At 59.0% G+C, this 25387-nt stretch carries 22 protein-coding genes; 10 read left to right on the top strand and 12 right to left on the bottom strand.

All coding sequences use genetic code 11. The annotated features are described in order from the left end of the window. Positions 1 to 112: 112 nt before the first annotated feature. Entirely contained in the window at positions 113 to 1651 is a 1539-nt protein-coding gene (gene murJ, locus HB680_RS22325; protein WP_213940665.1) for a murein biosynthesis integral membrane protein MurJ, read from the bottom strand. A 252-nt stretch (positions 1652 to 1903) separates the two neighbouring features. Here murJ and rpsT point away from each other — a divergent pair, with 252 nt between their 5' ends. Further along, the gene (gene rpsT, locus HB680_RS22320) at positions 1904 to 2182 is read left to right on the top strand and encodes a 30S ribosomal protein S20 (RefSeq protein WP_008154937.1); all 279 of its coding nucleotides are present in this window, start codon (positions 1904 to 1906) and stop codon (positions 2180 to 2182) included. A gap of 199 nt (positions 2183 to 2381) precedes the next feature. On the opposite strand, the gene HB680_RS22315 is transcribed toward rpsT, so the two are convergent. From HB680_RS22315 to rplU, 5 genes are all read right to left on the bottom strand, one after another. After that, positions 2382 to 2846: a CreA family protein gene (locus HB680_RS22315; protein ID WP_213940664.1), complete on the bottom strand. Its 465-nt coding sequence runs from the start codon at positions 2844 to 2846 to the stop codon at positions 2382 to 2384. Between the two features lie 11 nt (positions 2847 to 2857). Beyond that, positions 2858 to 3976, bottom strand: a complete 1119-nt coding sequence (gene proB, locus HB680_RS22310; protein WP_213940722.1) for a glutamate 5-kinase — start codon at positions 3974 to 3976, stop codon at positions 2858 to 2860. Positions 3977 to 4099: 123 nt separating this feature from the next. Further along, on the bottom strand, positions 4100 to 5323 hold the full coding sequence (cgtA, locus tag HB680_RS22305; RefSeq protein ID WP_123514524.1) for an Obg family GTPase CgtA: 1224 nt from the start codon (positions 5321 to 5323) through the stop codon (positions 4100 to 4102). A 193-nt stretch (positions 5324 to 5516) separates the two neighbouring features. Next, a complete protein-coding gene (gene rpmA, locus HB680_RS22300) occupies positions 5517 to 5792 on the bottom strand; it encodes a 50S ribosomal protein L27 (protein ID WP_046048788.1) in 276 nt (91 codons plus the stop codon). A 34-nt stretch (positions 5793 to 5826) separates the two neighbouring features. Next, positions 5827 to 6141 carry a 50S ribosomal protein L21 gene (rplU, locus tag HB680_RS22295; RefSeq protein ID WP_003230856.1) on the bottom strand — a complete coding sequence of 105 codons (315 nt, stop codon included), beginning with the start codon at positions 6139 to 6141 and terminating at the stop codon, positions 5827 to 5829. 240 nt (positions 6142 to 6381) lie between these two features. On the opposite strand from rplU, the gene HB680_RS22290 reads away from it, so the two are divergent. The 3 genes from HB680_RS22290 (at position 6382) to HB680_RS22280 (ending at position 8323) form a co-directional block, all read left to right on the top strand. After that, positions 6382 to 7350 (top strand): polyprenyl synthetase family protein, encoded by a 969-nt coding sequence (locus HB680_RS22290; RefSeq protein WP_213940663.1) that lies wholly within the window; start codon positions 6382 to 6384, stop codon positions 7348 to 7350. Positions 7351 to 7517: 167 nt separating this feature from the next. After that, complete coding sequence (locus tag HB680_RS22285) at positions 7518 to 7859, top strand: zinc ribbon domain-containing protein YjdM (protein WP_213940662.1); 342 nt, start codon at positions 7518 to 7520, stop codon at positions 7857 to 7859. A 206-nt stretch (positions 7860 to 8065) separates the two neighbouring features. Beyond that, positions 8066 to 8323, top strand: a complete 258-nt coding sequence (locus tag HB680_RS22280) for a hypothetical protein (protein WP_213940661.1) — start codon at positions 8066 to 8068, stop codon at positions 8321 to 8323. A gap of 143 nt (positions 8324 to 8466) precedes the next feature. On the opposite strand, the gene HB680_RS22275 is transcribed toward HB680_RS22280, so the two are convergent. The 3 genes from HB680_RS22275 to HB680_RS22265 all read right to left on the bottom strand — a co-directional run bounded on the left by HB680_RS22275 (position 8467) and on the right by HB680_RS22265 (position 10205). Beyond that, the gene (locus tag HB680_RS22275) at positions 8467 to 9084 is read right to left on the bottom strand and encodes an FKBP-type peptidyl-prolyl cis-trans isomerase (RefSeq protein ID WP_213940660.1); all 618 of its coding nucleotides are present in this window, start codon (positions 9082 to 9084) and stop codon (positions 8467 to 8469) included. Between the two features lie 112 nt (positions 9085 to 9196). Next, positions 9197 to 9508: a DUF6482 family protein gene (locus tag HB680_RS22270; RefSeq protein WP_213940659.1), complete on the bottom strand. Its 312-nt coding sequence runs from the start codon at positions 9506 to 9508 to the stop codon at positions 9197 to 9199. Positions 9509 to 9716: 208 nt separating this feature from the next. Continuing rightward, complete coding sequence (locus tag HB680_RS22265; RefSeq protein WP_054051388.1) at positions 9717 to 10205, bottom strand: TIGR00645 family protein; 489 nt, start codon at positions 10203 to 10205, stop codon at positions 9717 to 9719. Between the two features lie 160 nt (positions 10206 to 10365). Between HB680_RS22265 and HB680_RS22260 the strand changes: the two genes are divergently transcribed. Continuing rightward, the gene (locus tag HB680_RS22260) at positions 10366 to 12195 is read left to right on the top strand and encodes a hypothetical protein (RefSeq protein ID WP_213940658.1); all 1830 of its coding nucleotides are present in this window, start codon (positions 10366 to 10368) and stop codon (positions 12193 to 12195) included. On the opposite strand, the gene HB680_RS22255 is transcribed toward HB680_RS22260, so the two are convergent. Then, positions 12189 to 12530: a hypothetical protein gene (locus HB680_RS22255; RefSeq protein WP_123509165.1), complete on the bottom strand. Its 342-nt coding sequence runs from the start codon at positions 12528 to 12530 to the stop codon at positions 12189 to 12191. The two genes, HB680_RS22260 and HB680_RS22255, sit on opposite strands and share 7 nt — an antisense overlap. Before the next feature lie 327 nt (positions 12531 to 12857). Next, positions 12858 to 15296 carry an ATP-binding protein gene (locus HB680_RS22250; protein ID WP_213940657.1) on the bottom strand — a complete coding sequence of 813 codons (2439 nt, stop codon included), beginning with the start codon at positions 15294 to 15296 and terminating at the stop codon, positions 12858 to 12860. A 279-nt stretch (positions 15297 to 15575) separates the two neighbouring features. Here HB680_RS22250 and HB680_RS22245 point away from each other — a divergent pair, with 279 nt between their 5' ends. From HB680_RS22245 to HB680_RS22230, 4 genes are all read left to right on the top strand, one after another. After that, positions 15576 to 16064 (top strand): DUF3015 domain-containing protein, encoded by a 489-nt coding sequence (locus HB680_RS22245; RefSeq protein ID WP_054051400.1) that lies wholly within the window; start codon positions 15576 to 15578, stop codon positions 16062 to 16064. A 328-nt stretch (positions 16065 to 16392) separates the two neighbouring features. Beyond that, positions 16393 to 18246 carry a DUF4105 domain-containing protein gene (locus HB680_RS22240; RefSeq protein ID WP_213940656.1) on the top strand — a complete coding sequence of 618 codons (1854 nt, stop codon included), beginning with the start codon at positions 16393 to 16395 and terminating at the stop codon, positions 18244 to 18246. A gap of 208 nt (positions 18247 to 18454) precedes the next feature. Further along, positions 18455 to 18811: a hypothetical protein gene (locus HB680_RS22235; RefSeq protein WP_213940655.1), complete on the top strand. Its 357-nt coding sequence runs from the start codon at positions 18455 to 18457 to the stop codon at positions 18809 to 18811. A 70-nt stretch (positions 18812 to 18881) separates the two neighbouring features. Further along, positions 18882 to 19376: a GreA/GreB family elongation factor gene (locus HB680_RS22230; RefSeq protein WP_213940654.1), complete on the top strand. Its 495-nt coding sequence runs from the start codon at positions 18882 to 18884 to the stop codon at positions 19374 to 19376. Positions 19377 to 19562: 186 nt separating this feature from the next. On the opposite strand, the gene ettA is transcribed toward HB680_RS22230, so the two are convergent. Then, positions 19563 to 21227, bottom strand: a complete 1665-nt coding sequence (gene ettA / locus HB680_RS22225; RefSeq protein ID WP_213940653.1) for an energy-dependent translational throttle protein EttA — start codon at positions 21225 to 21227, stop codon at positions 19563 to 19565. Between the two features lie 285 nt (positions 21228 to 21512). Here ettA and HB680_RS22220 point away from each other — a divergent pair, with 285 nt between their 5' ends. Then, positions 21513 to 25361: a bifunctional diguanylate cyclase/phosphodiesterase gene (locus tag HB680_RS22220; protein WP_213940652.1), complete on the top strand. Its 3849-nt coding sequence runs from the start codon at positions 21513 to 21515 to the stop codon at positions 25359 to 25361. Positions 25362 to 25387 lie beyond the last annotated feature (26 nt).

Below are 25387 nucleotides of genomic sequence, written 5' to 3'. Positions count from 1 at the left end.
TAAAGTGGTCGATTATAACCACACCCGGCGGCCGACGACAGGCAACACCGTAACCCAAAGTAATCGAACCGACAAAACTGCCGGCCCGCCCGTGTTTATCGAGGCAAACGCCTCAGCTCAACGCCTTGCGATTGAAGTCGCGCAAACGGAAGCCCATCAACAGCAACATGCCGAAATAAGCGACCACACCCGCTACCACCAACGCGCCCAGACGCAGGAACCGCTCCAGCATATGCCCCTGATCCCAGGCCGGCATGAAATGCATCCCCGCCAGCAACACCGCCGACATCACCAACACGGCGATCACCAGTTTGAGCCCGAACTTCGCCCAGCCCGGTTGCGGCTGGTACATCTGCTGTTTGCGCAGTTGATAGAACAACAGACTGGCGTTGATGCAGGCACCGATACTGATGGCCAGCGCAAGGCCGGCATGGGCCAGCGGACCGATCAGCACCAGGTTGAACAGTTGCGTGACGATCAGCGTGAATATTGCGATTTTCACCGGGGTGCGGATGTTTTGTTGCGCATAAAAGCCCGGCGCCAGCACTTTGATCACGATAATCCCGAGCAAACCGACGGAATAAGCGATCAACGCGCGCTGGGTCATGGACGCATCAAACGCGCTGAACTGGCCGTACTGGAACAACGAAACCGTCAGCGGCTCGGCCAGAATCCCCAGCGCCAGGGAGCACGGCAACACCAGCACGAAACACAGGCGCAGGCCCCAATCGAGGATTCGCGAATATTCCTGGCGATCCTTGCTGGCGTAGGTTTTGGCCAGGGTTGGCAGCAGAATCGTGCCCAATGCCACACCGAGCACGCCGGACGGCAACTCCATCAAGCGGTCGGCGTAATACATCCACGACACGGAGCCGGCCACCAGGAAGGAAGCGAAAATCGTGTTGATGATCAGGGAAATCTGGCTGACGGAAACGCCGAGGATCGCCGGCAGCATCTGCTTCATCACCCGCCAGACACCCGTGTCGCGCAGGTTCAGCCGTGGCAGCACCAGCATGCCGATCTTTTTCAGGTGCGGCAGTTGATAGAGCAGTTGCGCCAGGCCACCGACCAGAACCGCCCAGCCCAAGGCCATGACCGGCGGATTGAAATACGGCGTCAGGAACACCGAAAAAATGATCATGCTGACGTTGAGCAGCGTCGGCACGAAGGCCGGCACGGAGAAGCGGTTGTAGGTATTGAGGATCGCCCCGGCCAATGAAGACAGGGAAATCAGCAATATATAAGGAAACGTCACCCGCAACAGACTGGACGTCAGCTCGAATTTCTCCGGAGTATCGGTGAAACCCGGTGCCGTGGCCCAGATCACCCAGGGCGCGGCAATCATCCCCAGCGCCGTGACCAGCGCCAGCACCAATGTCAGCAGGCCCGAGACGTAGGCAATGAAGGTTCGCGTCGCCTCCTCGCCCTTCTGGCTTTTATATTCGGCCAGAATCGGCACGAAGGCTTGAGAAAAAGCCCCTTCGGCGAAGATCCGCCGCAGCAGATTGGGCAGTTTGAAGGCGATAAAGAAGGCGTCGGTCGCCATCCCCGCACCAAATGTACGCGCGATGAGAGTGTCACGAACGAACCCCAGAACCCGGGAAAGCATCGTGATAGAGCTGACGGCGGCCAACGATTTGAGCAGATTCATTGAAAGAGTTTGTGCCTGTCGATAAACAGCAGGCGAACAAAGCGCCCACTTATGCGATACTCCGCGCCGCAGCAGCACAGAGCCAAAGCTCGCGAGTTTACAGGTCAAGCGCCGGAAATAAATATCCCGCCTCTTTATACCTACCACTTAGCGGAACGTCTCAACCGCCCTTGACAAGACATCAACTCATCGGCATGATTCGCGGCCTATTTTGTTTGCTATTTCCTAAAAAGTCTTTCGAGGAGCTCGACGGTGGCCAACACACCTTCCGCCAAAAAACGTGCAAAACAGGCTGAGAAGCGTCGCAGCCACAACGCCAGCCTGCGTTCCATGGTTCGTACCTACATCAAGAATGTAGTTAAGGCCATCGACGCAAAAGACGCTGAAAAAGCTCAAGCTGCTTACGTTCTGGCCGTGCCAGTTATCGACCGTATGGCCGATAAAGGCATCATCCACAAGAACAAGGCTGCTCGTCATAAGAGCCGCCTGAACGGTCACGTCAAGGCTCTGAACCTTGCTGTTGCCGCTTAAGCAATAAGCTTGTTGAAAAACCGACCTCAGGGTCGGTTTTTTATTGCCTGTGATTTGGCAAACACAGCGCGAAAAATGTGGGAGCGGCGGTGCGACGATTCGACTTGCTCGCGAATGCGGTGTATCAGTCGACATCTGTATTGACTGACACTCTGCCTTCGCAAGCAAGCCCGCCCCCACATTTTGGATCTTTGTTAACTTATTGAGCGTGCGCCCACGGCAGGATCGGAATCGCCGTTACCGCATTTTGCGGGCTACCCTCGATCAAGCGATCGCTGTAGACCAGGTACACCAGCGTGTTGCGCTTCTTGTCGAGGAACCGCACCACTTGCATGGTCTTGAATACCAGCGATGTGCGCTCCTTGAACACCTCTTCGCCATCCTTGAGCTCGCCCTTGAAACTGATCGGCCCCACTTGGCGGCAGGCCAGGGACGCTTCAGCGCGATCTTCAGCCAGACCCAAACCGCCCTTCACGCCGCCCGTCTTGGCACGCGACAGGTAACAGGTCACGCCTTCAACCTTGGGATCGTCGAAAGCCTCGACGACGATACGATCATTCGGCCCGACGAATTTGAACACCGTCGACACCTGACCCACTTCTTCTGCCGAAGCCAGCAGCGGCATCGCCAGCAACAAACCCAATAATCCCTTTGCTACACGCATTCAGTTTTCCTTCAGACCAGGATCAGGTTATCGCGGTGAACCAGTTCCGGTTCCGCCATGTAACCCAACAGACCGACAATCGCCTCAGACGACTGACCAATGATTTTTTGCGCCTCAAGGGCGCTGTAATTGGCGAGACCGCGGGCGATTTCTCGACCATCCGGCGCCACGCACACCACCATTTCGCCACGGCGGAAACTGCCCTGGACCAGCTTGACGCCCACCGGCAGCAAACTTTTATTGCCTTTAGACAATGCCGTCACCGCCCCCGCATCCAGCACGAGGGTGCCACGGGTTTGCAGATGCCCCGCCAGCCACTGCTTGCGCGCCGCCAGCAGACCACGTTCCGGCGACAGCAAGGTGCCGATGCGCTCGCCAGCCTTCAGGCGATCCAGCACGCGCTCGATGCGCCCGCCGACGATGATGGTGTGCGCCCCCGAACGCGCCGCCAGACGCGCCGCACGCAATTTGGTCTGCATCCCGCCGCGACCCAGCGCACCACCGGTGCCGCCGGCCACTGCATCCAGCGCCGGATCATCGGCACGGGCCTCGTAAATCAGGTTGGCGTCGGGATTGTTGCGCGGATCAGCGTCAAACATGCCGTCGCGATCGGTCAGGATCACCAGCAAATCAGCTTCGACCAGGTTGGCCACCAGCGCCGCCAGCGTGTCATTGTCGCCGAAACGGATTTCGTCAGTGACCACCGTATCGTTTTCGTTGATCACCGGGATCACCTTAAGCTCGACCAACGCACGCAAGGTGCTGCGGGCGTTCAGGTAGCGCTTGCGGTCGGACAGGTCGTCGTGGGTCAGGAGAATCTGCGCGGTATGCCGGCCATGCTCGCCAAAGCTCGACTCCCAGGCCTGCACCAGGCCCATCTGGCCGATGGCGGCCGCCGCCTGCAATTCGTGCATTGCACTGGGTCGCACGGTCCAGCCGAGACGGCTCATGCCGGCCGCCACTGCCCCGGAGGACACCAGCACCAGCTCGACGCCTGCCTCATGCAAGGCCACCATCTGCTCAACCCAGACGCCCATGGCCGCGCGATCCAGGCCCTTGCCATCCGCCGTCAGCAACGCGCTGCCGATCTTCACGACCCAACGCTGCGCACCTGTCACCTTGCTCCGCATCATCTTCAACCTTAGCTTGAGGACAGCGCGACCCAGCGCTGCCCGTAACGTTATTCGTGACCACCAAATTCCAGATACTAAAACGCCGCTCATATGAGCGGCGCTTAAGTTTATCGCAACGAATCAGTCACGCACGTAAATGATTTCCGGACCGTCTTCGTCATCCACATCTTCTTCGTCCCAATCATCGTCACCGATGTCGTGGACCGACTTCACGCCGCTGCGACGCAGGGCACGCTGATCATCCAGAGCCTGCAACTGAGCACGGGCTTCGTCTTCGATGCGCTGATCGAGCTCGGCCAGCTCTTCCTTGTAGGCCGGGTCGGCAGCCAGGCGATCAGCACGATCTTCCAGATAACGCATGATGTCGTGGCACAGACGCTCGGTGCCCAGCTTGGAGATCGCAGAGATCACGTAGACCGGACCAGTCCATTCCAGGCGATCAACGATTTCCTTGACGCGCTCATCGTGCTCTTCTTCAAGGATCTGGTCGCACTTGTTCAGTACCAACCAACGATCACGCTCAGCCAGGGACGGACTGAATTTGGTCAGTTCGCTGACGATCACTTCCGCCGCATCCGGAGCGCTGGTGTCATCCAGTGGCGCCATGTCCACGAGGTGCAGCAGCAGACGGGTACGCGACAAGTGCTTGAGGAAGCGAATCCCCAGGCCGGCGCCGTCGGAAGCCCCTTCGATCAGGCCCGGGATGTCCGCGACCACGAAGCTTTTCCAGCGATCAACACTGACCACACCCAGGTTTGGCACCAGGGTGGTGAACGGGTAATCGGCGACTTTCGGCTTGGCAGCCGATACCGCGCGGATCAGGGTACTTTTACCGGCGTTCGGCAAGCCCAGCAGGCCGACGTCAGCCAATACTTTCATTTCCAGCTTCAGGTCACGCGCCTCGCCCGGCTTACCCGGCGTGGTCTGGCGTGGAGCCCGGTTGGTACTGGATTTGAAACGGGTGTTGCCCAGACCGTGCCAGCCGCCATGAGCCACCAGCAGACGCTGGCCGGCCTTGGTCAAGTCGCCGATGATTTCCTGGGTAGCGGAGTCGATAACGGTCGTGCCGACCGGAACGCGCAGTACCAGTTCTTCACCTTTTTTACCGGTGCAGTCGGTGCTGCCGCCGTTGGAGCCACGCTCGGCATCGAAGTGCCGGGTGTAACGGTAGTCCACCAGGGTGTTGAGGTTTTCGTCGGCAACCATGTAGACCGAGCCGCCATCACCACCATCACCGCCGTTCGGGCCGCCGTTTTCAATGAATTTTTCGCGACGGAAGCTCATGCAACCGTTGCCGCCGTCGCCGGCCTTTACTCGAATCGATACTTCATCAACAAACTTCATAACAAAACGCCTCTCGTCATACGGACGAGCCAAAAAAACCAGACATAAGACTCTTGCAAAAATGAGCGCAGCGACCTCAAGCAACTACCGCAAATCCAGCTGCTTTCGCCCATCACAAACAGCTTTGCAAGAGACTCACCCCACAAACGAAAAAGCCCCGTCGCGAGACAGGGCTTTTCCAGCAACTACGTAATTATGCCGCGACGACTGCAGTCTTCGGAACAATGCTTACGTAACGGCGATTGAAAGCGCCTTTTACTTCAAACTTGATCACGCCGTCGATTTTCGCGAACAGGGTGTGATCTTTACCCATGCCAACACCGTAACCGGCGTGGAATTGGGTGCCGCGCTGACGCACGATGATGTTGCCCGGAATGATAACCTGGCCGCCATACATCTTCACGCCAAGGCGTTTGGCTTCTGAGTCGCGACCGTTACGGGTACTACCACCAGCTTTTTTGTGTGCCATGAGTCAATTCTCCTAGTGAGGAATTAGGCTGAAATTAAGCCTGAATACCGGTGATTTTGATCTCGGTGTACCACTGGCGGTGGCCCATACGCTTCATGTGGTGCTTACGACGACGGAACTTGATGATGCGGATTTTATCGTGACGACCTTGGGAGATCACTTCAGCCACAACGGTAGCGCCAGCAACAACTGGAGCGCCGATGTTCACGTCATCGCCATTGGCGACCAACAGAACGCGATCAAAAGTAACGGATTCGCCGGTAGCGATTTCCAGTTTCTCGATCTTCAGGTATTCACCTGGGGCGACTTTGTATTGCTTGCCACCAGTAACAATTACTGCGTACGACATGGTATTTCTCCGATAATCCTGCTCACCCAGCTCTTTATAAGAAGAGGTATTGGCTGGCATGGCTGCATAGGGCTGGAAGGCCTGATTGCAATTGCGTAAGGCAGGTGCTGCCCAGGAAGTTCAGGGTGCGCGATTGTACGCAAGCTGTCCTGACGATGCAAGAGGCCGTCCATCGTACCTTGACAGGCCCGGACGTGGGTCCTAGCATGCCGCGCAACCCTTCTGGAGCAACTGTCGCTGATGCAACCCCAAGCTTTCTACCGCGCGGTGGCGGACGATTTTAACGCCGTCGACGGCATCATCAAGAAGCAGCTGACTTCCCGAGTGCCGCTGGTATCGAAAATCGGCGACTACATTACCTCGGCCGGCGGTAAACGCCTGCGTCCTCTATTAGTGTTGCTGTGTGGCAAGGCTCTGGGTCGCGAAGGCGATGACCTGCGCCTGCTGGCCGCCACGATCGAGTTCCTGCACACCGCGACCCTGCTGCATGACGACGTGGTCGACATGTCCGGCATGCGCCGTGGCCGCTCGACCGCCAATGCGATGTGGGGCAATGCGCCAAGCGTGCTGGTGGGCGACTTCCTGTATTCGCGCTCCTTCGAAATGATGGTCGAACTGGGCTCCATGCCGGTGATGAAGATCCTTTCGCAGGCCACGCGGATCATTGCCGAAGGCGAAGTGCTGCAGTTGTCGAAGATCCGTGACGCCAGCACCACCGAAGAAACCTACATGGAAGTCATCCGCGGCAAGACCGCGATGCTCTTCGAGGCCTCGACCCATAGCGCCGCAGCCCTGTGCGAAGCCACAGCGGAACAGGCTGAAGCCTTGCGCACGTTTGGCGACCACCTGGGCGTGGCTTTCCAACTGGTCGATGACCTGCTGGACTACAAGGGCGACGCGCAAACCCTGGGCAAGAACGTCGGTGACGATCTGGCCGAAGGCAAACCGACCCTGCCGCTGATCTACACCATGCGCGAAGGCACCCCTGAGCAGGCGGCACTGGTTCGCCAGGCGATCCAGAAAGGTGGCATCGAAGATCTGGAAAGCATCCGTGAGGCCGTTGAAGCATCCGGGTCGCTGGAATACACCGCGCAACTGGCCCGTGATTACGTCGCCCGTGCGATCAAATGCCTCGACGCCCTGCCGGCTAGCGAATATCGCGATGCACTGGTTGAGTTGAGCGAGTTTGCGGTAGCTCGCACGCACTGACATTCAGAAACAAAATCAAAAGATCGCAGCCTTCGGCAGCTCCTACAGGTGTACACAAAACCCTGTAGGAGCTGCCGAAGGCCGCGATCTTTTGCTGTCAGCTCCCTCCTCCGACAAAACCCTATACAATGTGCGACTTTTAGCGATCCTCAATCCAAGGAGCCTTAGTGAGCACGTTGCCACCCTGCCCGAAATGCAATTCCGAATACACCTACGAAGACGGCGCACAGCTGATCTGCCCGGAGTGCGCCCACGAGTGGTCCGCCAGCGGCGAAGCTGAAGTGGCGTCCGATGATTCCGTGAAAAAGGATTCGGTAGGCAACGTCCTGCAGGACGGCGATACCATCACCGTGATCAAGGACCTCAAGGTCAAGGGCACGTCCCTGGTGGTCAAGGTCGGCACCAAGGTCAAGAACATCCGCCTGTGCGATGGCGATCACGACATCGACTGCAAGATCGACGGCATCGGCCCGATGAAGCTCAAATCCGAGTTCGTCAGAAAAGTCTGAACCTGCTGTCATCCATCCCGCGCCCGGCGTGGGATGGTGCTTCACCCTCCCCCGCTTCCCCCAGCATTTCCTCGCAGTAGCCAAACGCCAGCCGTTTTGACCTTACGCAACCTTTACCCTGAAAAAATCAGAAACCGCCAATAGGCCCTTGCTATTTGATGAATAAGAATTATTCTCATTGAAACCAATCAATGGAGATGAGACCCATGACTTATTTGATCGATGCCTGGCTGGACCGCCCACACCCTTACCTCAGGATCCTGCATCGGGAAACCGGGGAAGTCTGTGCGGTGCTTGAAGAAGAAGCCTTGAACGAGTTGCAGGATCAGGGTGACCTGGACGTCAGCGGCTTGAGTTCCAGCGAGCCGGTGGTGCTCAAGGAACTGGTGCGCAATCTGTTTCTGTTCTGCTATGCCCGGGCGTTGCGCCCTGCGCATGAACTGCACCACAAGATCGAACTATGAAAATGCAAAATGTCGGAGCGAGCCCTGTGGGAGCGGGCTTGCTCGCGAAGAGGCCATAACATTCAACATCATCGCTGAATGAAACACCGCTTTCGCGAGCAAGCCCGCTCCCACATGATCAAGCCCGTTCCGACACTCAGGTCTTACAGTACGTCGAGCAGCTCGACGTCGAACACCAGTACGCTGTGCGGCGGAATGCTGCCAACGCCTTGAGCGCCGTAAGCCAGTTCGCTCGGCACGTACAGACGCCATTTGCTGCCGGCATTCATCAGTTGCAGGGCTTCGGTCCAGCCAGCGATCACGCCGCCAACCGGGAATTCAGCAGGCTGGCCGCGCTCGTAGGAGCTGTCGAACACAGTGCCGTCGATCAGGGTGCCGTGGTAGTGCGTGCGCACTTGATCTTCACGGGTCGGCTTGGCGCCTTCACCTTGAGTCAGTACTTCGAATTGCAGGCCGGAAGCCAGGGTGGTGATGCCGTCACGCTTGGCGTTTTCAGCCAGGAAGGCCAGGCCTTCGCCAGCAGCGGCTTCAGCTTTGGCAGCCGCTTCGGCTTGCATGATCTCGCGGATCACCTTGAAGCTGGCGGCCATTTCTTCCTGACCCACGCGGCTTGGCTTGCCGGCGAACGCGTCGGTCAGGCCAGCCAGGATGGCATCCAGGTTAACGCCCGGTGGCGGGTTGTCGCGCAGTTGGTCGCCCAACTGACGGCCGATACCGTAGCTGACGCGGGTTTCGTCGGTGGACAGATTTACTTCGGACATGACACTGCTCCGCTGTGCGGACAGCCCTGGAACGTGCCGTGCGAGCACAGCGCATCCCGGAGCGCCCGGAATCAAAAGGGCGAGCAGACTAGCACAGATGCCATGGCGTTTATCAGCTCTGCCAGGTCGACCGGAAGGCAATCGGCACCTTCAAGCTTTCCTCGGCACTGGCGCCGAGCCCGCACATTTCGTCATGAACTGACGTGTGCACGAGGTTGAATTGCAGCTTGGGAAACGCATGCAACACTTCACGGGCATGCTCGACGGAACGCAGGTGAAACATCTGGCCGTGGGTATCGCTCAACGGATACGCCGCCCCGTGCATCCGCGCTTCCAGCAGATAGATCCCGCCTTCCAGCGAAATCAGGTTCAGCTCATCGATCTTCCCGGCGATGGCATAGGCATTCAGCTCTTGCAGGTTCATCAGCGCACCTCAAGCAGTGGCGGACCAAGACCCTTACAGGCATATGCCTCGACGCCCTAAAGCACAACCCACAAACCACACCGCCTGTCTGTTTCACCACGACCTGTAGGAGCTAGGCTTGCCCGCGAAGGCGTCGTGACAGTCGAAACAAATGTCGCCTGACACGGCCTCTTCGCGGGCAAGCCTCGCTCCTACAGGAGTCGTGCAATCAATGCTTGGTCAGCTTATCCAGATAGCCCATCGCAAACGCCGAGATCACGAAGGTCATGTGAATGATCACGTACCACTTCAAATGCTCAGGATCGACGTTCTTGGCGTCCATGAATATCCGCAGCAGGTGGATCGAGGAAATCGCCACGATCGAGGCCGCCACTTTCATCTTCAGCGAAGACGAATCCATGGTACCCAGCCAGTGAAGCTTCTCTTTGTTCTCATCGATGTCCAGTTCGGACACGAAGTTCTCGTAACCGGAGATCATCACCATCACCAGCAAACCGCCCACCAGCGCCATGTCGATCAACGACAGCAGCACCAGGATCAGGTCCGATTCCGCCATCGAGAAGACGTTGGGGATGACATGAAAGACTTCCTGGAAAAACTTCAGCGCCAGCGCGAGCAAGCCCAGGGACAGACCGAAGTAGATCGGCGCCAGTAGCCAGCGGGAGGCGTACATTGCATTTTCGATAAAGCGTTCCATTGAATCTCACACAAGGGCTGGTAAATGGCCGCGAGTATAACAGCGGCCTGTTACACCCAGAAACAGCCCGGAAATCCGCAACCTGCGCGTATGTGACAAAGTTTTTCTGCTAGTGTCCAAACCATTGACAGGTCAGCGACACCGGACAGGAAGACAGGAAATGGATGTGCGATTACCTTTTACGAGTGCCGGACTTTGCCTTGCGTTGTTGCTCAGCGGTTGTTCCCCCAGCGATGAGAAACGCCAGGTCAGCCTCGAAGAAAAAACCGCGCAGTTCGAGAAGTCCCTTGATGCCATTCAGGACCCCAAGCTCAAGGATGCCGTCGCCGAGCTGGGCGGATCGCTGCTGTTGCTCGAACGGGCGCAGCTCAAGCTCGATAGCAAACCGGTGCAAACCGAGTACGGCGAAGACGCCCTGGCCGTGCTCAAGCACTACCCCACGCCCCAGGCGCTGGTGGACACCTACATTAACGGCCTGTTTGTGCTGCACAAGGATTCCAGCTCCGATTACCTGACCGACCTGCAACCGGTGTTCCCTTTCAACTTCAGCATCCCGGCGGCGTTTCTCTTCCCCCATGGCCTGGAATGGCAATCGGTAACCCTGAGCAACAAGCGCGTGATCCCCTTCCAGCCGGAATGGTCGGAAACCGATCCCGGCATTCAGTTGAGCCCCTCCAGCTCGAACCTGACCAACCCTGATGACCTGACGGTGACCTACCCCTTCATCGATGGCCTGGATGTGGAAAACAAGAACCAGCCGCAACCGGTGAGCCTGCAAGGTAAGGTCGAGGTGATTGCGCCGCGCCGACTCTACAGCTTCGATCTGACGAAAAAGGACGTCGGCCAGACGCGCACCAACGACAACCTCAGCGTCACCCTGCTCAACCTGACAAACAACTACGCCGAAGTCGAATTCACCAACAACTTGCCGCTGGCTTCAGAGGTCAGCGAAACCCCGCTCAACCCGCTGATCGTGCAGGCCAAGGACAGCACCGGGCAATTCCTCTCCCGCTCCGGCTCGATCAATGAAACCGCCGCGCAAATCGCCTTTTACCAGAAACAACTGGCGCAAATGCAGCAGCAGAAAGCCTGGACGGAGACGTTCGAAAAGCAACTGGATGAAGACCAGCAAGCGTTTGAGAAGCAGCAGACCCGGCATTACACCAAGGTGTATTTCAACGGTCCGATCGAGACGCTCGATGTCAGTGTGCTGGACTTCTCCAGCGCCACCGTGACACGCAAGGACCTGAACCTGCCGATACGCCGCTTCGATCACGACACCACCGAGAAAACCATCCAGCCGCTGAGCTTGCCGGTGGTGGTGTACGACGACCAGGCGCCGATCTGGCTCAAAGGCGCGACCCTAGGCGAGGAGCAGCTGAAAAAGAGTGTCAGCATTACCCAGTCCGTGGATGACCCGAGTGCGGCGCGCATAGAGTTCGATCATCCCCGCAGTTTCAACGACGATCTGCTCGGCTCATCCTTCAGCCCCGGCGAAAGCCCGGTGACGTTCTTCACCGACGACGGTAACGGCAAGCGCGATGAACCGATCGAACTGCCGGCCGAGGCTTACCAGATTGATCCGTTGCGCGGGGTCATTACGTACGATTTGAATCTGTTTCCGGAAACACCGGCCTTCGCGGTGGGCTCGATGCCGTTGTTCCTGGCCACGATCGAACAGAAAACCCTCGACGCGCACCAATTGCCCAAGGGCCTGGAACTCAAAGGCAATGCGCTGGTGGTCGATCTGAAGCTGTTTCCCGCTCAGGACTGGCGCTTTTTCGCCAAGGACGACAGCGGCAATTATCTGAAGGAGATTCTCTCGGTCACGCATGACGCGAGCGCAGAAGGCCCCGCGCTGTTTGGCGTGCATTATTTCTACGGCCAGCCGACGCGACTGGAAACCTACCAACGAACCGACCTCGCCACCGTGCAATATGGTTTTGAGGTCAAACTCAACAAAACCGAACTGCCCGACGCTGATCAGTGATCAGGGCGAAACTCGAAACCACCCAGGCTGCGACAGCGGCCACCGTTGATTTCCCGCAACTGGGCTTGCAGGTGCAGGCTCCAGATTTGCGGATCGTCGGCCAGCTCATAGCCATGCAGGGTAAGGCTTTCAACAATCGTGTCGAGGATGGATTCGGCCACGAACGGACCATGAAACGGGCCTTGAGCCTTGATGGCGGAAGGTTGTTCGCCGGCCATTCCGGCGGCGAAGAGTAAGGTCCACATGCCCGTATCTCCCGCCAATGGGCGGATGGCGCACTCGATACGGGTCACAAGACCCAGGCATTGACGGGTGAGGCAGAGGTTGCGCGACATGGCGGCGACCCTCGGTAGATCCGGTATTCAGCCTCCATGTGAAGGCTGTTTCGATCCAGTGATTGCTGTCCCTATCCTTGAGCTGAGAATAGAAGAAAAGTTCGCCTCGCAAGCAAAGCGAGACCAGAAGGCGCCGAGCGGTCATTGTGTGAATATTGACGCCAGAGTGATGGCACTTTTTCCACTGAATGTCGATTTTGCCAATGCACAAAAACCTGTGGGAGCGGGCTTGCTCGCGAAGGCGGAGTGTCAGCCAACATCAATGTCGGCTGACAGATTGCATTCGCGAGCAAGCCCGCTCCCACAGGGGGTTTGTGTGGCTTCAGATCAGGCCGGTTTGGCTTCGACCAACGCCTCCAACGCCATCTCTTTCTCGGCTTCCTTGAGGTCATCCTCGCTGATCATTTCCGCGATCACCCGCAGACGCTCTACCACCCGCGCGTTGACGCTGCCTTCCGGAAACTGGCCATCGGCGTCCGGCGAACCGGCCGGCTCGCCCACCAACAGGCTCAGCGCTTCGTCGGCCTGGCGCACGGCATAGACATGGAACTGCCCCGCGCGCACTGCCGACAGCACTTTCTCGTCGAGCATCAGCGTCGCGACGTTGGCTTGGGGAATGATCGCCCCTTGCTCACCGGTCAGCCCGCGCGCTTCACAGAGGCGGAAGAAGCCTTCGATCTTCTCGTTGACCCCGCCCACGGCCTGCACTTCACCGAACTGGTTGATCGAACCCGTAATCGCGAAACACTGCTTGAGCGGGGTTTTCGACAGGGCCGAAATCAGCGTGCACGCCTCGCCCAACGATGCACTGTCGCCATCGACGTAACCGTAGGACTGCTCCAGGGCGATGCTCGCGGAAATCGCCAGCGGGAATTCCTGGGCGTAACGGCTGCCCAGGTACCCGGTCAGAATCATCACGCCTTTGGAGTGAATCGGCTGGCCAAGGTTGACCTCACGCTCGATATCGACAATCCCGCTGCCACCCGGATACACCGTGGCGGAAATCCGCGCCGGCACACCGAACGCCGAGTCACCGACTTCCAGCACCGTCAACCCGTTGCACTTGCCGACGGCCGCGCCATCGGTGTCGATCAGGATAATCCCGGCCAGCATGTCGTCGAGAATCCGCGCCGAGACGCGCCCGGTGCGGGTCGCCTTGGCTTTGAGCGCACGTTCGATATGCCCGGCGTCGGTCATCTCGTCGCCGGCCAGGTGGCGAATGAAATCCGCCTCACTGACCAATTGGAACAGATCGCCAATCCGCGCCGACAACCGCCCCTGGTGTTCCGCCAGGCGCGCACTGTAAGTCGCCAGACGCGCCACCGCATCGGCGGTCAATGGCGCCATGCCTTCTTCGGAGGTACGGGTTTTAAGCAACTGGGCGAACTGCTCCAGGCTCTCGTCGACCATCGGGATGTCTTCGTCGAAGTCCACCAGGACGCGGAACATCTCCTGGAAGTCCGGATCGAGGTCTTGCAGCGTGTAGTAGAGCTGCCGGGCGCCGATGATGATGACTTTGACCTGCAACGGAATGTGTTGCGGGGTCAGGGTCACGGTGGCCAGACGCCCCAGTTCACCGAGGGGCGATTCCATTTTCAGTTTGCGCGATTGCAGGGCGCGCTTGAGCGCATCCCACACGAACGGCTCGCTGAGCATTTTTTCCGCTTCAAGAATCAGGAAACCGCCGTTGGCGCGATGCAACGCACCCGGGCGCAGTTGCCGATAAGTGGTGTAGAGCGCGCCCTGATCGGTGCTGTATTCGATACGACCGAACAGGTTTTCGTAGGTCGGATGCGGTTCGAACACCACCGGTGCGCCGCCGCTGGCCGAATGACCGACCACCAGGCTCGGCGCGTATTGCTCTTCGAGCATCTTGCGCGCAACCGCATCGACCTTGCTGTCGTCGACCAATTGCTCGACCACGGTTTTCAGCAGGTACACCTGCATCGCTTGCAGGTAACCGCACACCGCGGCGTTCTCGGCGTATTTCTCCGACAACGGCGAGAGCAACGGCTGCAAGGCCAGGGTGATGGTTTCTTCGTTGAGCTGGCGCAGTTGATTGCTCGACTCGCGCTTCCATTGCGGCAGGCTGGCGAGCTCTTCGTTCAGACGCTCTTCCAGGCCGGAAATGTCTTCGTGAAAACGCTCGCGATCAGCTTCCGGCAACTGGGCGAATTCCGCTTCGTCCAGTGCCTTGCCATCAGCCATCGGGGTGAACGCGATGTTGCTGGCGTCGCGGTACAGCGCGACTTCCTTCTCCAGGGCCAGGCGCTCGATGATGTCCAGCGCCTTGTCGTAGCGCTGGTTGAAGGCGCGGTCGATGGCGCTTTTCTTTTGCTGATAGGACGGGTGCTCGAACACCGCCGGAAACGTCGCCAGCAGGTTGTCGATCAAGCCGTTGATATCACCGATGAACGCACCGGCGGTGCCCGATGGCAACTCCAGGGCGCGAGGTTCGCGGGGCTCATCGAAATTATTGACGTAGACCCAGTCCGCCGGGGTCTGCAGGCGCTTGCCTTCGGCTTTCAGATAGCGTTTGACGAACGAGAAACGGCCGGTGCCGGGCTCGCCCATGACGAAGACGTTGTAACCGGGGCGCGGCATGGCCACGCCAAACTGCAAGGCCTCGACCGCACGTTCCTGGCCAAGCACACCGCGGAAGGGCTCCAAATCATTGGTGGTAGAGAAGCTGAACTGTTCAGCGGAAAACGGACGGGTCAGCGCTTCGGGCGCTAGACGCAAGCTGGCAGCAACAGGATCAGGCATCGGGCTTCCTTACATCAGGCGGGGCAGATAGCGGCATTCTGGCGCTGCCCATACCCGACTGGCAAGGCGCGCCTCAAGCCAAAGCATAGACAAACCATCATCCCCAGGCGGGGCGGGGGCAAATCAATGTTTGCAGCGAATGTTTTGCAAAAAATCACGGAACCCTTGGAACGTGCCTAAACTCCAAACTGCGCGGCTGGAACTAATAACCGGCCCACTGACGTCGAGATGGCGTTAGAACCCCTTGTCCATTGGTATGCACACAAAGAGAACAAAGCTATGAAACGGATTCTTCTCGGTACTCTCTTCACCGTTGTATCCCTCAACGCTATGGCTCAAGCGCCAGGCGGCCCGGATTGTGGTTGGGGCAACATGCTGTTCGAAGGACAGCGCGGCACCCCGGCTCACTTCCTGGCATCCACCACAAACGGCACCTCGGGTAACGCAACATTTGGTATGACGTCCGGTACCAACGGTTGCTCGACCAATGCGGCGCTGACCTATGGCGGCAAATCCTGGATTGCCATGAATGGCATGATGAACGAGCTGTCCGAAGACATGGCCAAAGGTAACGGCGAAGCGCTGACGACCTATGCCGTGGTACTGGGCGTGGCGCCGGAAGACCGTGCGCACTTCGCCGCCGTGACTCACGAGCACTTCCAGCAGATCTTCAGCAAGGCTGACGTGACCGCTGACGACGTGCATACCAACACCCTGGCCGTCCTGAAGAGCGATCCTCGTCTGGCCAAGTACGCCACTCAAGCTTAAGCTCGACCCAACCGCTCCTTTCGGGGAGCGGTTTTTGTTTTTTGGACCTGCCCTCCTTGGGTAATGCCAACCAACTGTAGGAGACGTAGGAACTGTAGGAGCTGTAGGACCCGTAGGAGCTGTAGGAGCTGTCGAGTGAAACGAGGCTGCGATCTTTTGATCTTTCACTTGGGACTCAAGTGAGCCGGGAAAGATCGCAGCCTCGTTTCACTCGACAGCTCCTACGGCTCCTACAGCGCCTACAGATCCGACAGGTCATACGGGTTCTACAGGTCAATGGCATTCGCCTCCTTGGGTCTTTGTTTCTTCCGACTTTAAGTTGCTCACTATGCTCAAACGCCTTGCCTGGCTGGCGCTCTGTGTCTGCGCCCCGCTGTCCGCCGCGCCACACATCGACAATCAACGTTTGCAGCAACTGGCCAATGACCCTTTCTGGATATCCCTGGGCCATTACGAAACCGCCAAGCTCGGCGGCTGGCGCAGCTATGTCAGCGACAGGAAATTCTTCCTCGCCCCCGACGGCAATGAACACCCGGACCATGAACTGGCGGCGACGGTACAGGCGTTGTATGCCCCGGCCAGCGCCGGCGAAAAACATGCGCAATGCGTCTATCCCGCACGAACTCGCTGGCTCAAGGCACAACTCGACCTGACCGACTTGCCGAAGCTGGACTGCGCCGAGTTCACGCAATGGTTCAAGGATGTCGCGCCCCACAGCGCGGTGATGATCTTCCCGGCGGCGTACCTCAACAGTCCGTCATCGATGTTCGGCCACACCCTGCTGCGCATCGACCAGGCGAATGTGCAAAGCGACCAGACCGCCCTGCTCAGCTACGCGATCAACTTCGGCGCCTACATCGAAGGCTCGGACAACAGCATCCTCTACGCCTGGAAAGGCTTGATGGGCGGCTATCCCGGTTTGTTTGCGCTGGTGCCGTATCAGGAAAAACTCTCCGAATACCGCAGCCTGGAAAACCGTGATCTGTGGGAATACCGGCTCAACCTGACGCAACAAGAAACCGAGCGCATGGTCGAGCACGTCTGGGAGCTCAAGCAGATCCAGTTCGACTATTTCTTCTTCGACGAAAACTGCTCGTATCGCCTGCTTGAACTGCTGCAAGTGGCGCGACCGAGCCTGCGCCTGACCGAGCAATTCCCGCTGACGGCGATCCCGACCGACACCGTCAAAGCGGTGAAAGAAGCCGGGTTGGTGGAGTCGATCCAGTATCGCCCGTCCCGCGAGCGTGAATTGCTGAGCCGCGCCGAGCCACTGAACGGTGAAGAACAGGATTGGGTGCTGAAAGTCAGCGCCGATCAAAAACAACTGCAAGACCCGGCTTTCAAGGCTCAGCCCAAGGATCGTCAGGCGCTGATCATCGACGCGGCCTACCGCTTGGAACGCTACCGCGCCAACGGCCAGGAACGCGATCCGGCGCGGGCCCAGCGCAGTTTCGAACTGTTGCGCGCGATCAACCAGAACCCACCACCGGAACTGGACATTCCGCGCCCCGGCTTGCCGGAGGACGGTCACGAATCCCGCACTTGGCAGGCCGGTATCGGCACCCGGGGCGACAAGGCGTTCGGCGAGTACGGTTTGCGCATGGCCTATCACGACCTCAACGACAACGCCGAAAGCTTCCCGCTGGGCGCGCAGATTGAAATCCTGCAAATGAAACTGCGCCAATACGAAGGCAATCACTGGCAATTGCAGCAACTGGATCTGGCAACCATTCGTTCCCTGACCCCGCGCAATGAGCTGCTGCAGCCATTGTCCTGGCAAGTCACCGGGGGCCTGGAACGGGTGCCGGGCAAGCATGACGATGAAACCCTGGTCAGCCACGTCAACGGCGGTGCTGGCGGGACTTGGGCGTTGGGCGACGATGTGCTCGGGTTTGCCTTGGGCACCGTGCGCATTGAACACAACAACGATTTCGCCGGGTTCGTCGCGCCAGCGGCCGGCTTCAACAGCGGCGTGTTGTGGAAAAACCCGCTGGGCAACTTCAGCCTGGAAACCAAGGGTGATTTCTTCACCAACGGCGAAGTGCGCCGCAGCGTAAGCCTGAACCAGCAATGGGAATTGTCGCGCAACCTCGGCCTGCGTCTGAGCGCCCAACGGGAATTCAGCCACCTCGCCTCCCCCGAGAATGAAGTGATGCTTGAGGTGAAGTGGTATCACTACTAACGCATAACCCCTTGTGGGAGCGGGCTTGCTCGCGAATGCATTCTGTCATTCAACATTGATGCTGTCTGACACTGCGCCTTCGCGAGCAAGCCCGCTCCCACAGGGATCTGCGGTTATCCAACAGATTAATCACAGCCCTTTCACAAACGCCTGACGAATCGACTTCTAGACTTCCCTGTATAGGCCGTTAACCGGCCGGGAGTCTGAAATGTGGCGTTGCGTGGGTGTGGTGGGTTTGTTGCTGTTGTGCGCGGGTTGCCAGTCGACCCACGAAGATCTGATTGCCAAGGGTTACCCGCCGGCCTTCGCCGATGGTTTCGATGACGGTTGCGTCAGTGGTCGCCAGGCGGCCGGGGCGATGACCGGCGAATTTCGCAAAAACGTGCCGCGCTATCTCAAGGACAAGCAATACGCCGAGGGCTGGGGCGATGGCTTCCGCCAGTGCCAGGCGATGTTGGAAAACCGCGATCGCGAGGACTATCGCAGCCACCACTGGGATGATCACGAAAGAGCCTGGCAACAGCAGAAAGATCAGGACGCCGCCCGAGCGTTTCGCTCGCCCTGAGTCGCTGGCAGACATTCGTCGAAACTAAATCCCTGCGAGCATGGCCCAAATCCTATACCGGGAGAAAACCATGAGCCGTGCCTTCGTCAATGAAGATAACGCCGCCGCGCAAGCCGACCAGCCCGTCGAACGGCAGGTCAGCGCGCAGCCCAACTACGTCACCCCCGCCGGCCTCGCCCAGCTTCAGGCGAAACTCGCCGAGGTGCAAAACCTGCTCAATGGGCAAAGCGCACAAGGTGAACTGGCCGACAAACAGCGCCAGGCTGACCTTGAGCGGGACTGGCGGTATTTCAATCAGCGATTGCAAAGTGCTCAGTTGGTCGTCCCGGCCTCCTCGACTGACAAAGTGCAGATTGGCGCCTGGGTGACGTTTGCCGATGAGCAAGGCAATGAGCAGCGCGTGCAGTTGGTGGGTGAGGATCAGGCCGATGCGGCCAGTGGATTGATCAATTGGGGTTCGCCGCTGGGGCGGGCGTTGTTGGGTGCGCAGGTTGGGGATGAGGTGCTGTGGAAGCGGCCGGCGGGGGATTTGCAGATTGAGGTTTTGAGCATAGAGATTGGGTGAGTTTGAGGGCCCCTTCGCGAGCAAGCCCGCTCCCACAATTGATCTTCAGTGGATTGAATATTTGTAACCAATACAAATCCCCTGTGGGAGCGGGCTTGCTCGCGAAGGCCGCACCGCGGTTTAACTGAATTCCCATAAAAAAACGGAGCCCCTGAAGGCTCCGTTTTTTATGCAACCCACCCGATATCAGGCCAGTTTCTTGTGCCGTACACGGTGCGGCTGGGCCGCCGCTTCGCCGAGACGCTTTTTACGATCAGCTTCGTACTCGGTGTAGTTACCTTCGAAGAAGATGGCTTGCGAGTCGTCTTCGTACGCCAGGATGTGAGTCGCGACGCGGTCAAGGAACCACCGATCGTGAGAGATCACAATGGCGGCGCCCGGGAAGTCCAGCAGGGCTTCTTCCAGAGAACGCAAGGTTTCAACGTCGAGGTCGTTGGACGGTTCGTCGAGCAGCAGGACGTTGCCACCCTCCTTCAGGGTCAGGGCCAGGTGCAAGCGACCGCGCTCACCACCGGACAGGTCCTTGACGAACTTCTGCTGATCGCCGCCCTTGAAGTTGAAGCGACCGACGTAAGTACGCGACGGAATCTCGTAGTTACCGATGCGAATCTGATCCGAACCGTCGGAGATTTGCTGGAACACCGTCTTGCTGCCGTCCAGGTCTTCGCGGCTCTGATCCACGCAGGCCAGTTGCACGGTTTCGCCGACTTCGATGCTGCCCGAATCCGGTTGTTCCTTGCCCATCAGCATGCGGAACAGTGTGGATTTACCCGCACCGTTACCGCCGATCACGCCAACGATGGCGCCTTTAGGCATGGAGAACGACAGGTTGTCGATCAGTACGCGATCGCCGTAGCCCTTGGTGACGTTCTTGAATTCGATGACCTTGTCACCCAGGCGCGGACCGGCCGGGATGTAGATTTCGTTGGTTTCGCTGCGCTTCTGGAATTCCTGCGATTGCATTTCTTCGAAGCGTTGCAGACGGGCCTTGGATTTGGACTGGCGGGCCTTGGCGCCTTGGCGCACCCACTCCAGTTCTTCCTTCATGGCTTTTTCGTGGGCCGACTGCTGCTTGGATTCGGCCGCCAGACGATTGGACTTGGCTTCCAGCCAACCCGAATAGTTGCCCTCGTACGGGATACCGGCGCCGCGGTCGAGCTCGAGGATCCAGCCTGCCACATTGTCCAGGAAGTAACGGTCGTGCGTGATCGCTACCACAGTGCCCGGGAAGTCGTGCAGGAAGTGCTCCAGCCAGGCGACGGAATCGGCGTCCAGGTGGTTGGTCGGTTCGTCGAGCAGCAGCATGTCGGGGGCGGACAGCAGCAGGCGGCACAGGGCCACACGACGCTTTTCACCACCGGACAGGAATTCGACCTTGGCATCCCACGCCGGCAGACGCAGCGCATCGGCGGCGACTTCCAGTTGGCGATCCAGGTTGTGACCGTCGCTGGCTTGCAGGATGGCTTCGAGCTTGGCCTGTTCAGCCGCGAGTTTATCGAAGTCGGCATCTTCTTCAGCGTAAGCCGCGTAGACCTCGTCCAGGCGTGCCTGGGCGTTCTTGATCACGCTGACCGCTTCCTCGACCACTTCACGCACGGTCTTGGTCGGATCCAGGATCGGTTCCTGCGGCAGGTAGCCGATATTCAGCTCCGGCATCGGACGGGCTTCGCCCTCGAATTCGGTGTCGACGCCAGCCATGATTTTCAGCAGCGTGGACTTACCCGAACCGTTAAGGCCGAGTACGCCGATCTTGGCGCCGGGGAAGAAGGACAGCGAAATGTTTTTCAGGATTTCCCGCTTCGGCGGAACAACTTTGCCCAGCCGATGCATGGTGAAGACGTATTGAGCCATGGAGAACCTTGGGTCAGTGACAGATGAATGATTGGAGCGCGGGCGAAGCCCGGCCAGACTGTGCGCGTCGTCCGCCTGATGGGAATCAAGGCGTGCACGCTGAAAAAGTCTGATTCTAGGAGCTGGAACGCCCCCACGTAACCGGCAAAGCTACCTGAATGACCGATGGCAGTCCAGCCGGGAGGGGCTGGCACTTCGCCACAACTCAAGGCATGCTAGCCGCCCTCCGGGCGTCCGGCTTATAGTGCACGTCGCGCCAATCCAGCCAAACCGCAGGATTTCAGTTTGTCTAATGTCACGCCGCCTCTTTCTACCCGTGTACCGGCTGCCGCGCTCGGCTCTCCCCTGCGCGGTACATTGAAGGGCGCGCTGGCGACACTCGTGCTGTTACTGCTCGCGCTGCTGTTTTGGCAATTGCTGGATCAACTGAGCGAAACCCAGAAAAATCAGCGCCAATACACCATCGATTACACCGCCGACCTGGCCTCGCAAGTCAGCCTGAACATGGCGCTCAACGCGCAAATCGCGCTGAATCTGCTACCGATCGTCGAGCAACCGCAATCAGCCGACGAACAGCAGGCGCTACTGCGAAAATTGCAGCAGTCGCTGCCCGACCTGCGCAGCCTGGCGTTATTGACCCCTTCCGGCAAAATCCTCAGCGACAGCGCCGCCGACAGTCAGGACGCCAACTACTTGATCGAACTGGTGCGCCGCAGTCGTGCCCAGGCTCACTATTTCAGCAACGCCGACGATGGTTCGGTGGTGCACTTGCTGCTGCATCAGGCCAGCGGCAGTACTCGCGGCTATTGGGCCTTGCGCCTGACCCCGACGTTTTTCTCCTCACTGACCAAACAGAGCGAAGCCGGCATTCGTCCGCTGTGGCTGGTGGAAAACCGCTTCAATCATCAAATCATCAGCCGCGATGAAGCGCTGCCCGCTACCCGGCAGGGCACGCTGAGCGATGATGATCTGGCCAATACCGTGCTAACCGTGCCGTTAAGCAGCAGCGACTGGCAACTGCGCGGGCTGTTCGACCGCCAACAGGTGCTTGAACAACTGCTGCCAGCATTCATCGGCAAATGCCTGCTGGGCCTGGCGTTCTCCCTGCTGCCGTTTATCGCGCTGCTGAGCATGCGCCGGCGCCAGCGTCAGTTGCATGAAGGGCGTCGCCGCTATCAGGACATTTTCGAAGGCACCGGCGTTGCGTTGTGCGTGCTCGATCTGTCCGGGCTGCAAAGCTTTTTCGACAAGGCCCAGCTCAATAGCAGCGAACAACTGAAGACCTGGCTCGAAGTCCCTGAGCAACGCCAGCAACTGTTGCAAGAATTGCGCATCACCGAGGTCAACCAGGTTGCCCTGCAACTGCTCAACGTCAACTCCTGCGAGCAGGCCTGGAAACTGCTGATCGAGGGTTGCCCGCTGGATTGCACCGCTATCGGCAACCAGATACTGGAGGCCATGCTCAACCAGCAGAAACAACTTGAACTGGAAATCAAACTCCAGGACACCAACGGCCGCGACCAGCACTTGTGGCTGGTGCTGCGCCTGCCGGAAGAGCAGCACGACTACAAAGCGGTGATCCTGAGCATCAACGACATCACCAGCCGCAAGCTGATCGAGCTGTCGCTGCTGGAGCGTGAAGGGTTCTGGTCGGACGTGGTGCGCACCGTGCCGGATCACCTGTATGTGCAGGACGTGATCAGTCAGCGAATGATCTTCAGCAACCACCACCTGGGGCAGACGCTGGGTTACAACCGCACCGAACTGCACCAGATGGGCGAGTACTTCTGGGAAATCCTGCTGCACCCCGAAGACGCCGACTACTACCACCGTTCACGCCAGACCCAGCGCCAGGCCGGATACTCGCAATTGCTGCAATGCCAATTGCGATTCCGTCATCGTGACGGTAATTGGCGGCGTTTCGACATCCGCGAACAGGCCCTGGCGCGGGACAGGTACGACCAGGTCACGCGAATCATCGGCGTGGCCAAGGACATCACCGAGCAGATCGAAGCCAGTGAATCCCTGCGCGACAGCGAGCAGCGCTACCGCATGCTCGCCGAAAGCATCAGCGACGTGATCTTCTCCACCGACAACAAGCTGTCGCTCAATTACGTCAGCCCGTCGGTGCAAGCGGTGCTGGGCTATGACGTCGACTGGATTTTCCAGAATGGCTGGCAATCGACCATCGCCAACCCGCAACAACTGAACGGCATCTACGGCTTGATGGACCGGGTGAGCAAAGCCCTGGATAAACCCGATCAATTGGCGTTGTTGCGCAGCCAGGTCCAGACCCAGTTGTTCCTGTTCGACTGCCTGCGGGCCGACGGGCGCAAGATCCCGATCGAACTGCGGCTGGTGCTGGTCTGGGACGAACATGGCGGTTTCGAAGGCGTGCTTGGGGTCGGTCGCGACATCAGCCAACAGCGCCGCGCCGAGAAAGACCTGCGCATGGCAGCCACGGTTTTCGAACACTCGACCTCGGCGATCCTGATCACCGACCCGGCTGGCTACATCGTCCAGGCCAACGAAGCGTTCAGTCGCGTCAGCGGTTACGCGGTGTCGCAGGTCCTTGACCAGTTGCCTAACATGCTCACCGTCGACGAGCAACAGGAAGCGCATCTGCGTTACGTGCTCAAGCAACTGAATCAGCACAGCACGTGGGAAGGCGAAGTCTGGCTCAAGCGCCGCAATGGCGAGCATTACCCGGCGTGGGTCGGCATCACGGCGGTGCTCGACGACGAAGGCGACCTCGCCAGTTACGTGTGCTTCTTCAGTGATATCAGCGAGCGCAAGGCCAGTGAACAGCGGATTCATCGCCTGGCCTATTACGACGCCCTGACCCATCTGCCCAACCGCACGCTGTTCCAGGATCGCCTGCACACCGCGCTGCAATCGGCGGAACGGCAGAAGTCGTGGGTGGTGCTGATGTTCCTCGACCTCGACCGTTTCAAACCGATCAACGATTCCCTGGGCCACGCCGCCGGCGACCGCATGCTCAAGGAAATGGCCACGCGCCTGCTCGGCTGCGTCGACGATGACGACACTGTGGCACGCATGGGCGGCGATGAATTCACGTTGCTGCTGCAACCGCGGATCAACCGCGAAGTGGCGCTGAACCGGGCGATTCACGTGGCGGAACAGATTCTCGCCAGCCTGGTGAAGCCGTTTGTGCTGGAAGGTCGCGAGTTCTTTGTCACGGCCAGTATCGGCATTGCCCTGAGCCCGCAGGACGGCAATGAACTCAGCCAGTTGATGAAGAACGCCGACACCGCGATGTACCACGCCAAGGAGCGCGGCAAGAACAACTTCCAGTTCTATCAGGCCGACATGAACGCCAGCGCCCTTGAGCGCCTGGAACTGGAAAGCGACTTGCGTCATGCCCTGGAGCAGGACGAATTCGTGCTGTATTACCAGCCGCAGTTCAGCGGCGACGGCAAACGCCTGACCGGCGCCGAAGCCTTGCTGCGCTGGCGCCATCCGCGTCGCGGGCTGGTGCCGCCGGGGGATTTCATTCCGGTGCTCGAAGAGCTCGGGTTGGTGGTGGACGTTGGCGACTGGGTGATCCGCGAGGCCTGTAGTCAGCTCAAGACCTGGCATCAAGCCAAGGTGCGGGTGCCGAAGGTGTCGGTGAACATCTCGGCGCGGCAGTTCTCCGATGGCCAGCTCGGCACGCGCATCGCCAATATCCTCAAGGACACCGGCCTGCCGCCGGCGTGCCTGGAGCTGGAGCTTACCGAAAGTATCCTGATGCGCGAAGTCAGCGAGGCCATGCAGATTCTCGCCGGGTTGAAAAACCTTGGGCTGAGCATTGCGGTTGACGACTTCGGCACCGGTTATTCATCGCTCAACTACCTCAAGCAGTTCCCGATCGATGTGCTGAAAATCGACCGCACCTTCGTCGACGGCCTGCCGTCGGGCGAGCAGGATGCGCAGATTGCCCGGGCGATCATCGCCATGGCCCACAGCCTGAACCTGGCGGTGATCGCCGAGGGCGTGGAAACCCACGAACAACTCGACTTCCTGCGTGAGCATGGGTGTGATGAGGTTCAGGGGTATCTGTTCGGGCGGCCGATGCCGGCGAGCCGGTTTGAGGCGCAGTTCAGTAATGATGCGCTCTTCATGTTTGATTGATTGGAGCCGCTTGCGGCGGCCTTAAT

This window comes from Pseudomonas sp. dw_612, from assembly GCF_018449725.1.
In the GTDB taxonomy this organism is placed as follows: domain Bacteria; phylum Pseudomonadota; class Gammaproteobacteria; order Pseudomonadales; family Pseudomonadaceae; genus Aquipseudomonas.
This window is presented reverse-complemented; position numbering and strand designations above follow the sequence as displayed.

Excerpts from the sequence above, each read along its gene's own strand:
- murJ (WP_213940665.1), bottom strand. The coding sequence starts at position 1,651 with ATGAATCTGCTCAAATCGTTGGCCGCCGTCAGCTCTATCACGATGCTT.
- HB680_RS22275 (WP_213940660.1), bottom strand. The coding sequence starts at position 9,084 with ATGTCCGAAGTAAATCTGTCCACCGACGAAACCCGCGTCAGCTACGGT.
- HB680_RS22260 (WP_213940658.1), top strand. The coding sequence starts at position 10,366 with ATGGATGTGCGATTACCTTTTACGAGTGCCGGACTTTGCCTTGCGTTG.
- HB680_RS22290 (WP_213940663.1), top strand. The coding sequence starts at position 6,382 with ATGCAACCCCAAGCTTTCTACCGCGCGGTGGCGGACGATTTTAACGCC.
- HB680_RS22265 (WP_054051388.1), bottom strand. The coding sequence starts at position 10,205 with ATGGAACGCTTTATCGAAAATGCAATGTACGCCTCCCGCTGGCTACTG.
- HB680_RS22255 (WP_123509165.1), bottom strand. The coding sequence starts at position 12,530 with ATGTCGCGCAACCTCTGCCTCACCCGTCAATGCCTGGGTCTTGTGACC.
- HB680_RS22315 (WP_213940664.1), bottom strand. The coding sequence starts at position 2,846 with ATGCGTGTAGCAAAGGGATTATTGGGTTTGTTGCTGGCGATGCCGCTG.
- HB680_RS22270 (WP_213940659.1), bottom strand. The coding sequence starts at position 9,508 with ATGAACCTGCAAGAGCTGAATGCCTATGCCATCGCCGGGAAGATCGAT.
- proB (WP_213940722.1), bottom strand. The coding sequence starts at position 3,976 with ATGCGGAGCAAGGTGACAGGTGCGCAGCGTTGGGTCGTGAAGATCGGC.
- HB680_RS22235 (WP_213940655.1), top strand. The coding sequence starts at position 18,455 with ATGTGGCGTTGCGTGGGTGTGGTGGGTTTGTTGCTGTTGTGCGCGGGT.
- rplU (WP_003230856.1), bottom strand. The coding sequence starts at position 6,141 with ATGTCGTACGCAGTAATTGTTACTGGTGGCAAGCAATACAAAGTCGCC.
- HB680_RS22230 (WP_213940654.1), top strand. The coding sequence starts at position 18,882 with ATGAGCCGTGCCTTCGTCAATGAAGATAACGCCGCCGCGCAAGCCGAC.
- HB680_RS22245 (WP_054051400.1), top strand. The coding sequence starts at position 15,576 with ATGAAACGGATTCTTCTCGGTACTCTCTTCACCGTTGTATCCCTCAAC.
- HB680_RS22240 (WP_213940656.1), top strand. The coding sequence starts at position 16,393 with ATGCTCAAACGCCTTGCCTGGCTGGCGCTCTGTGTCTGCGCCCCGCTG.
- HB680_RS22250 (WP_213940657.1), bottom strand. The coding sequence starts at position 15,296 with ATGCCTGATCCTGTTGCTGCCAGCTTGCGTCTAGCGCCCGAAGCGCTG.
- rpmA (WP_046048788.1), bottom strand. The coding sequence starts at position 5,792 with ATGGCACACAAAAAAGCTGGTGGTAGTACCCGTAACGGTCGCGACTCA.
- cgtA (WP_123514524.1), bottom strand. The coding sequence starts at position 5,323 with ATGAAGTTTGTTGATGAAGTATCGATTCGAGTAAAGGCCGGCGACGGC.
- ettA (WP_213940653.1), bottom strand. The coding sequence starts at position 21,227 with ATGGCTCAATACGTCTTCACCATGCATCGGCTGGGCAAAGTTGTTCCG.
- HB680_RS22280 (WP_213940661.1), top strand. The coding sequence starts at position 8,066 with ATGACTTATTTGATCGATGCCTGGCTGGACCGCCCACACCCTTACCTC.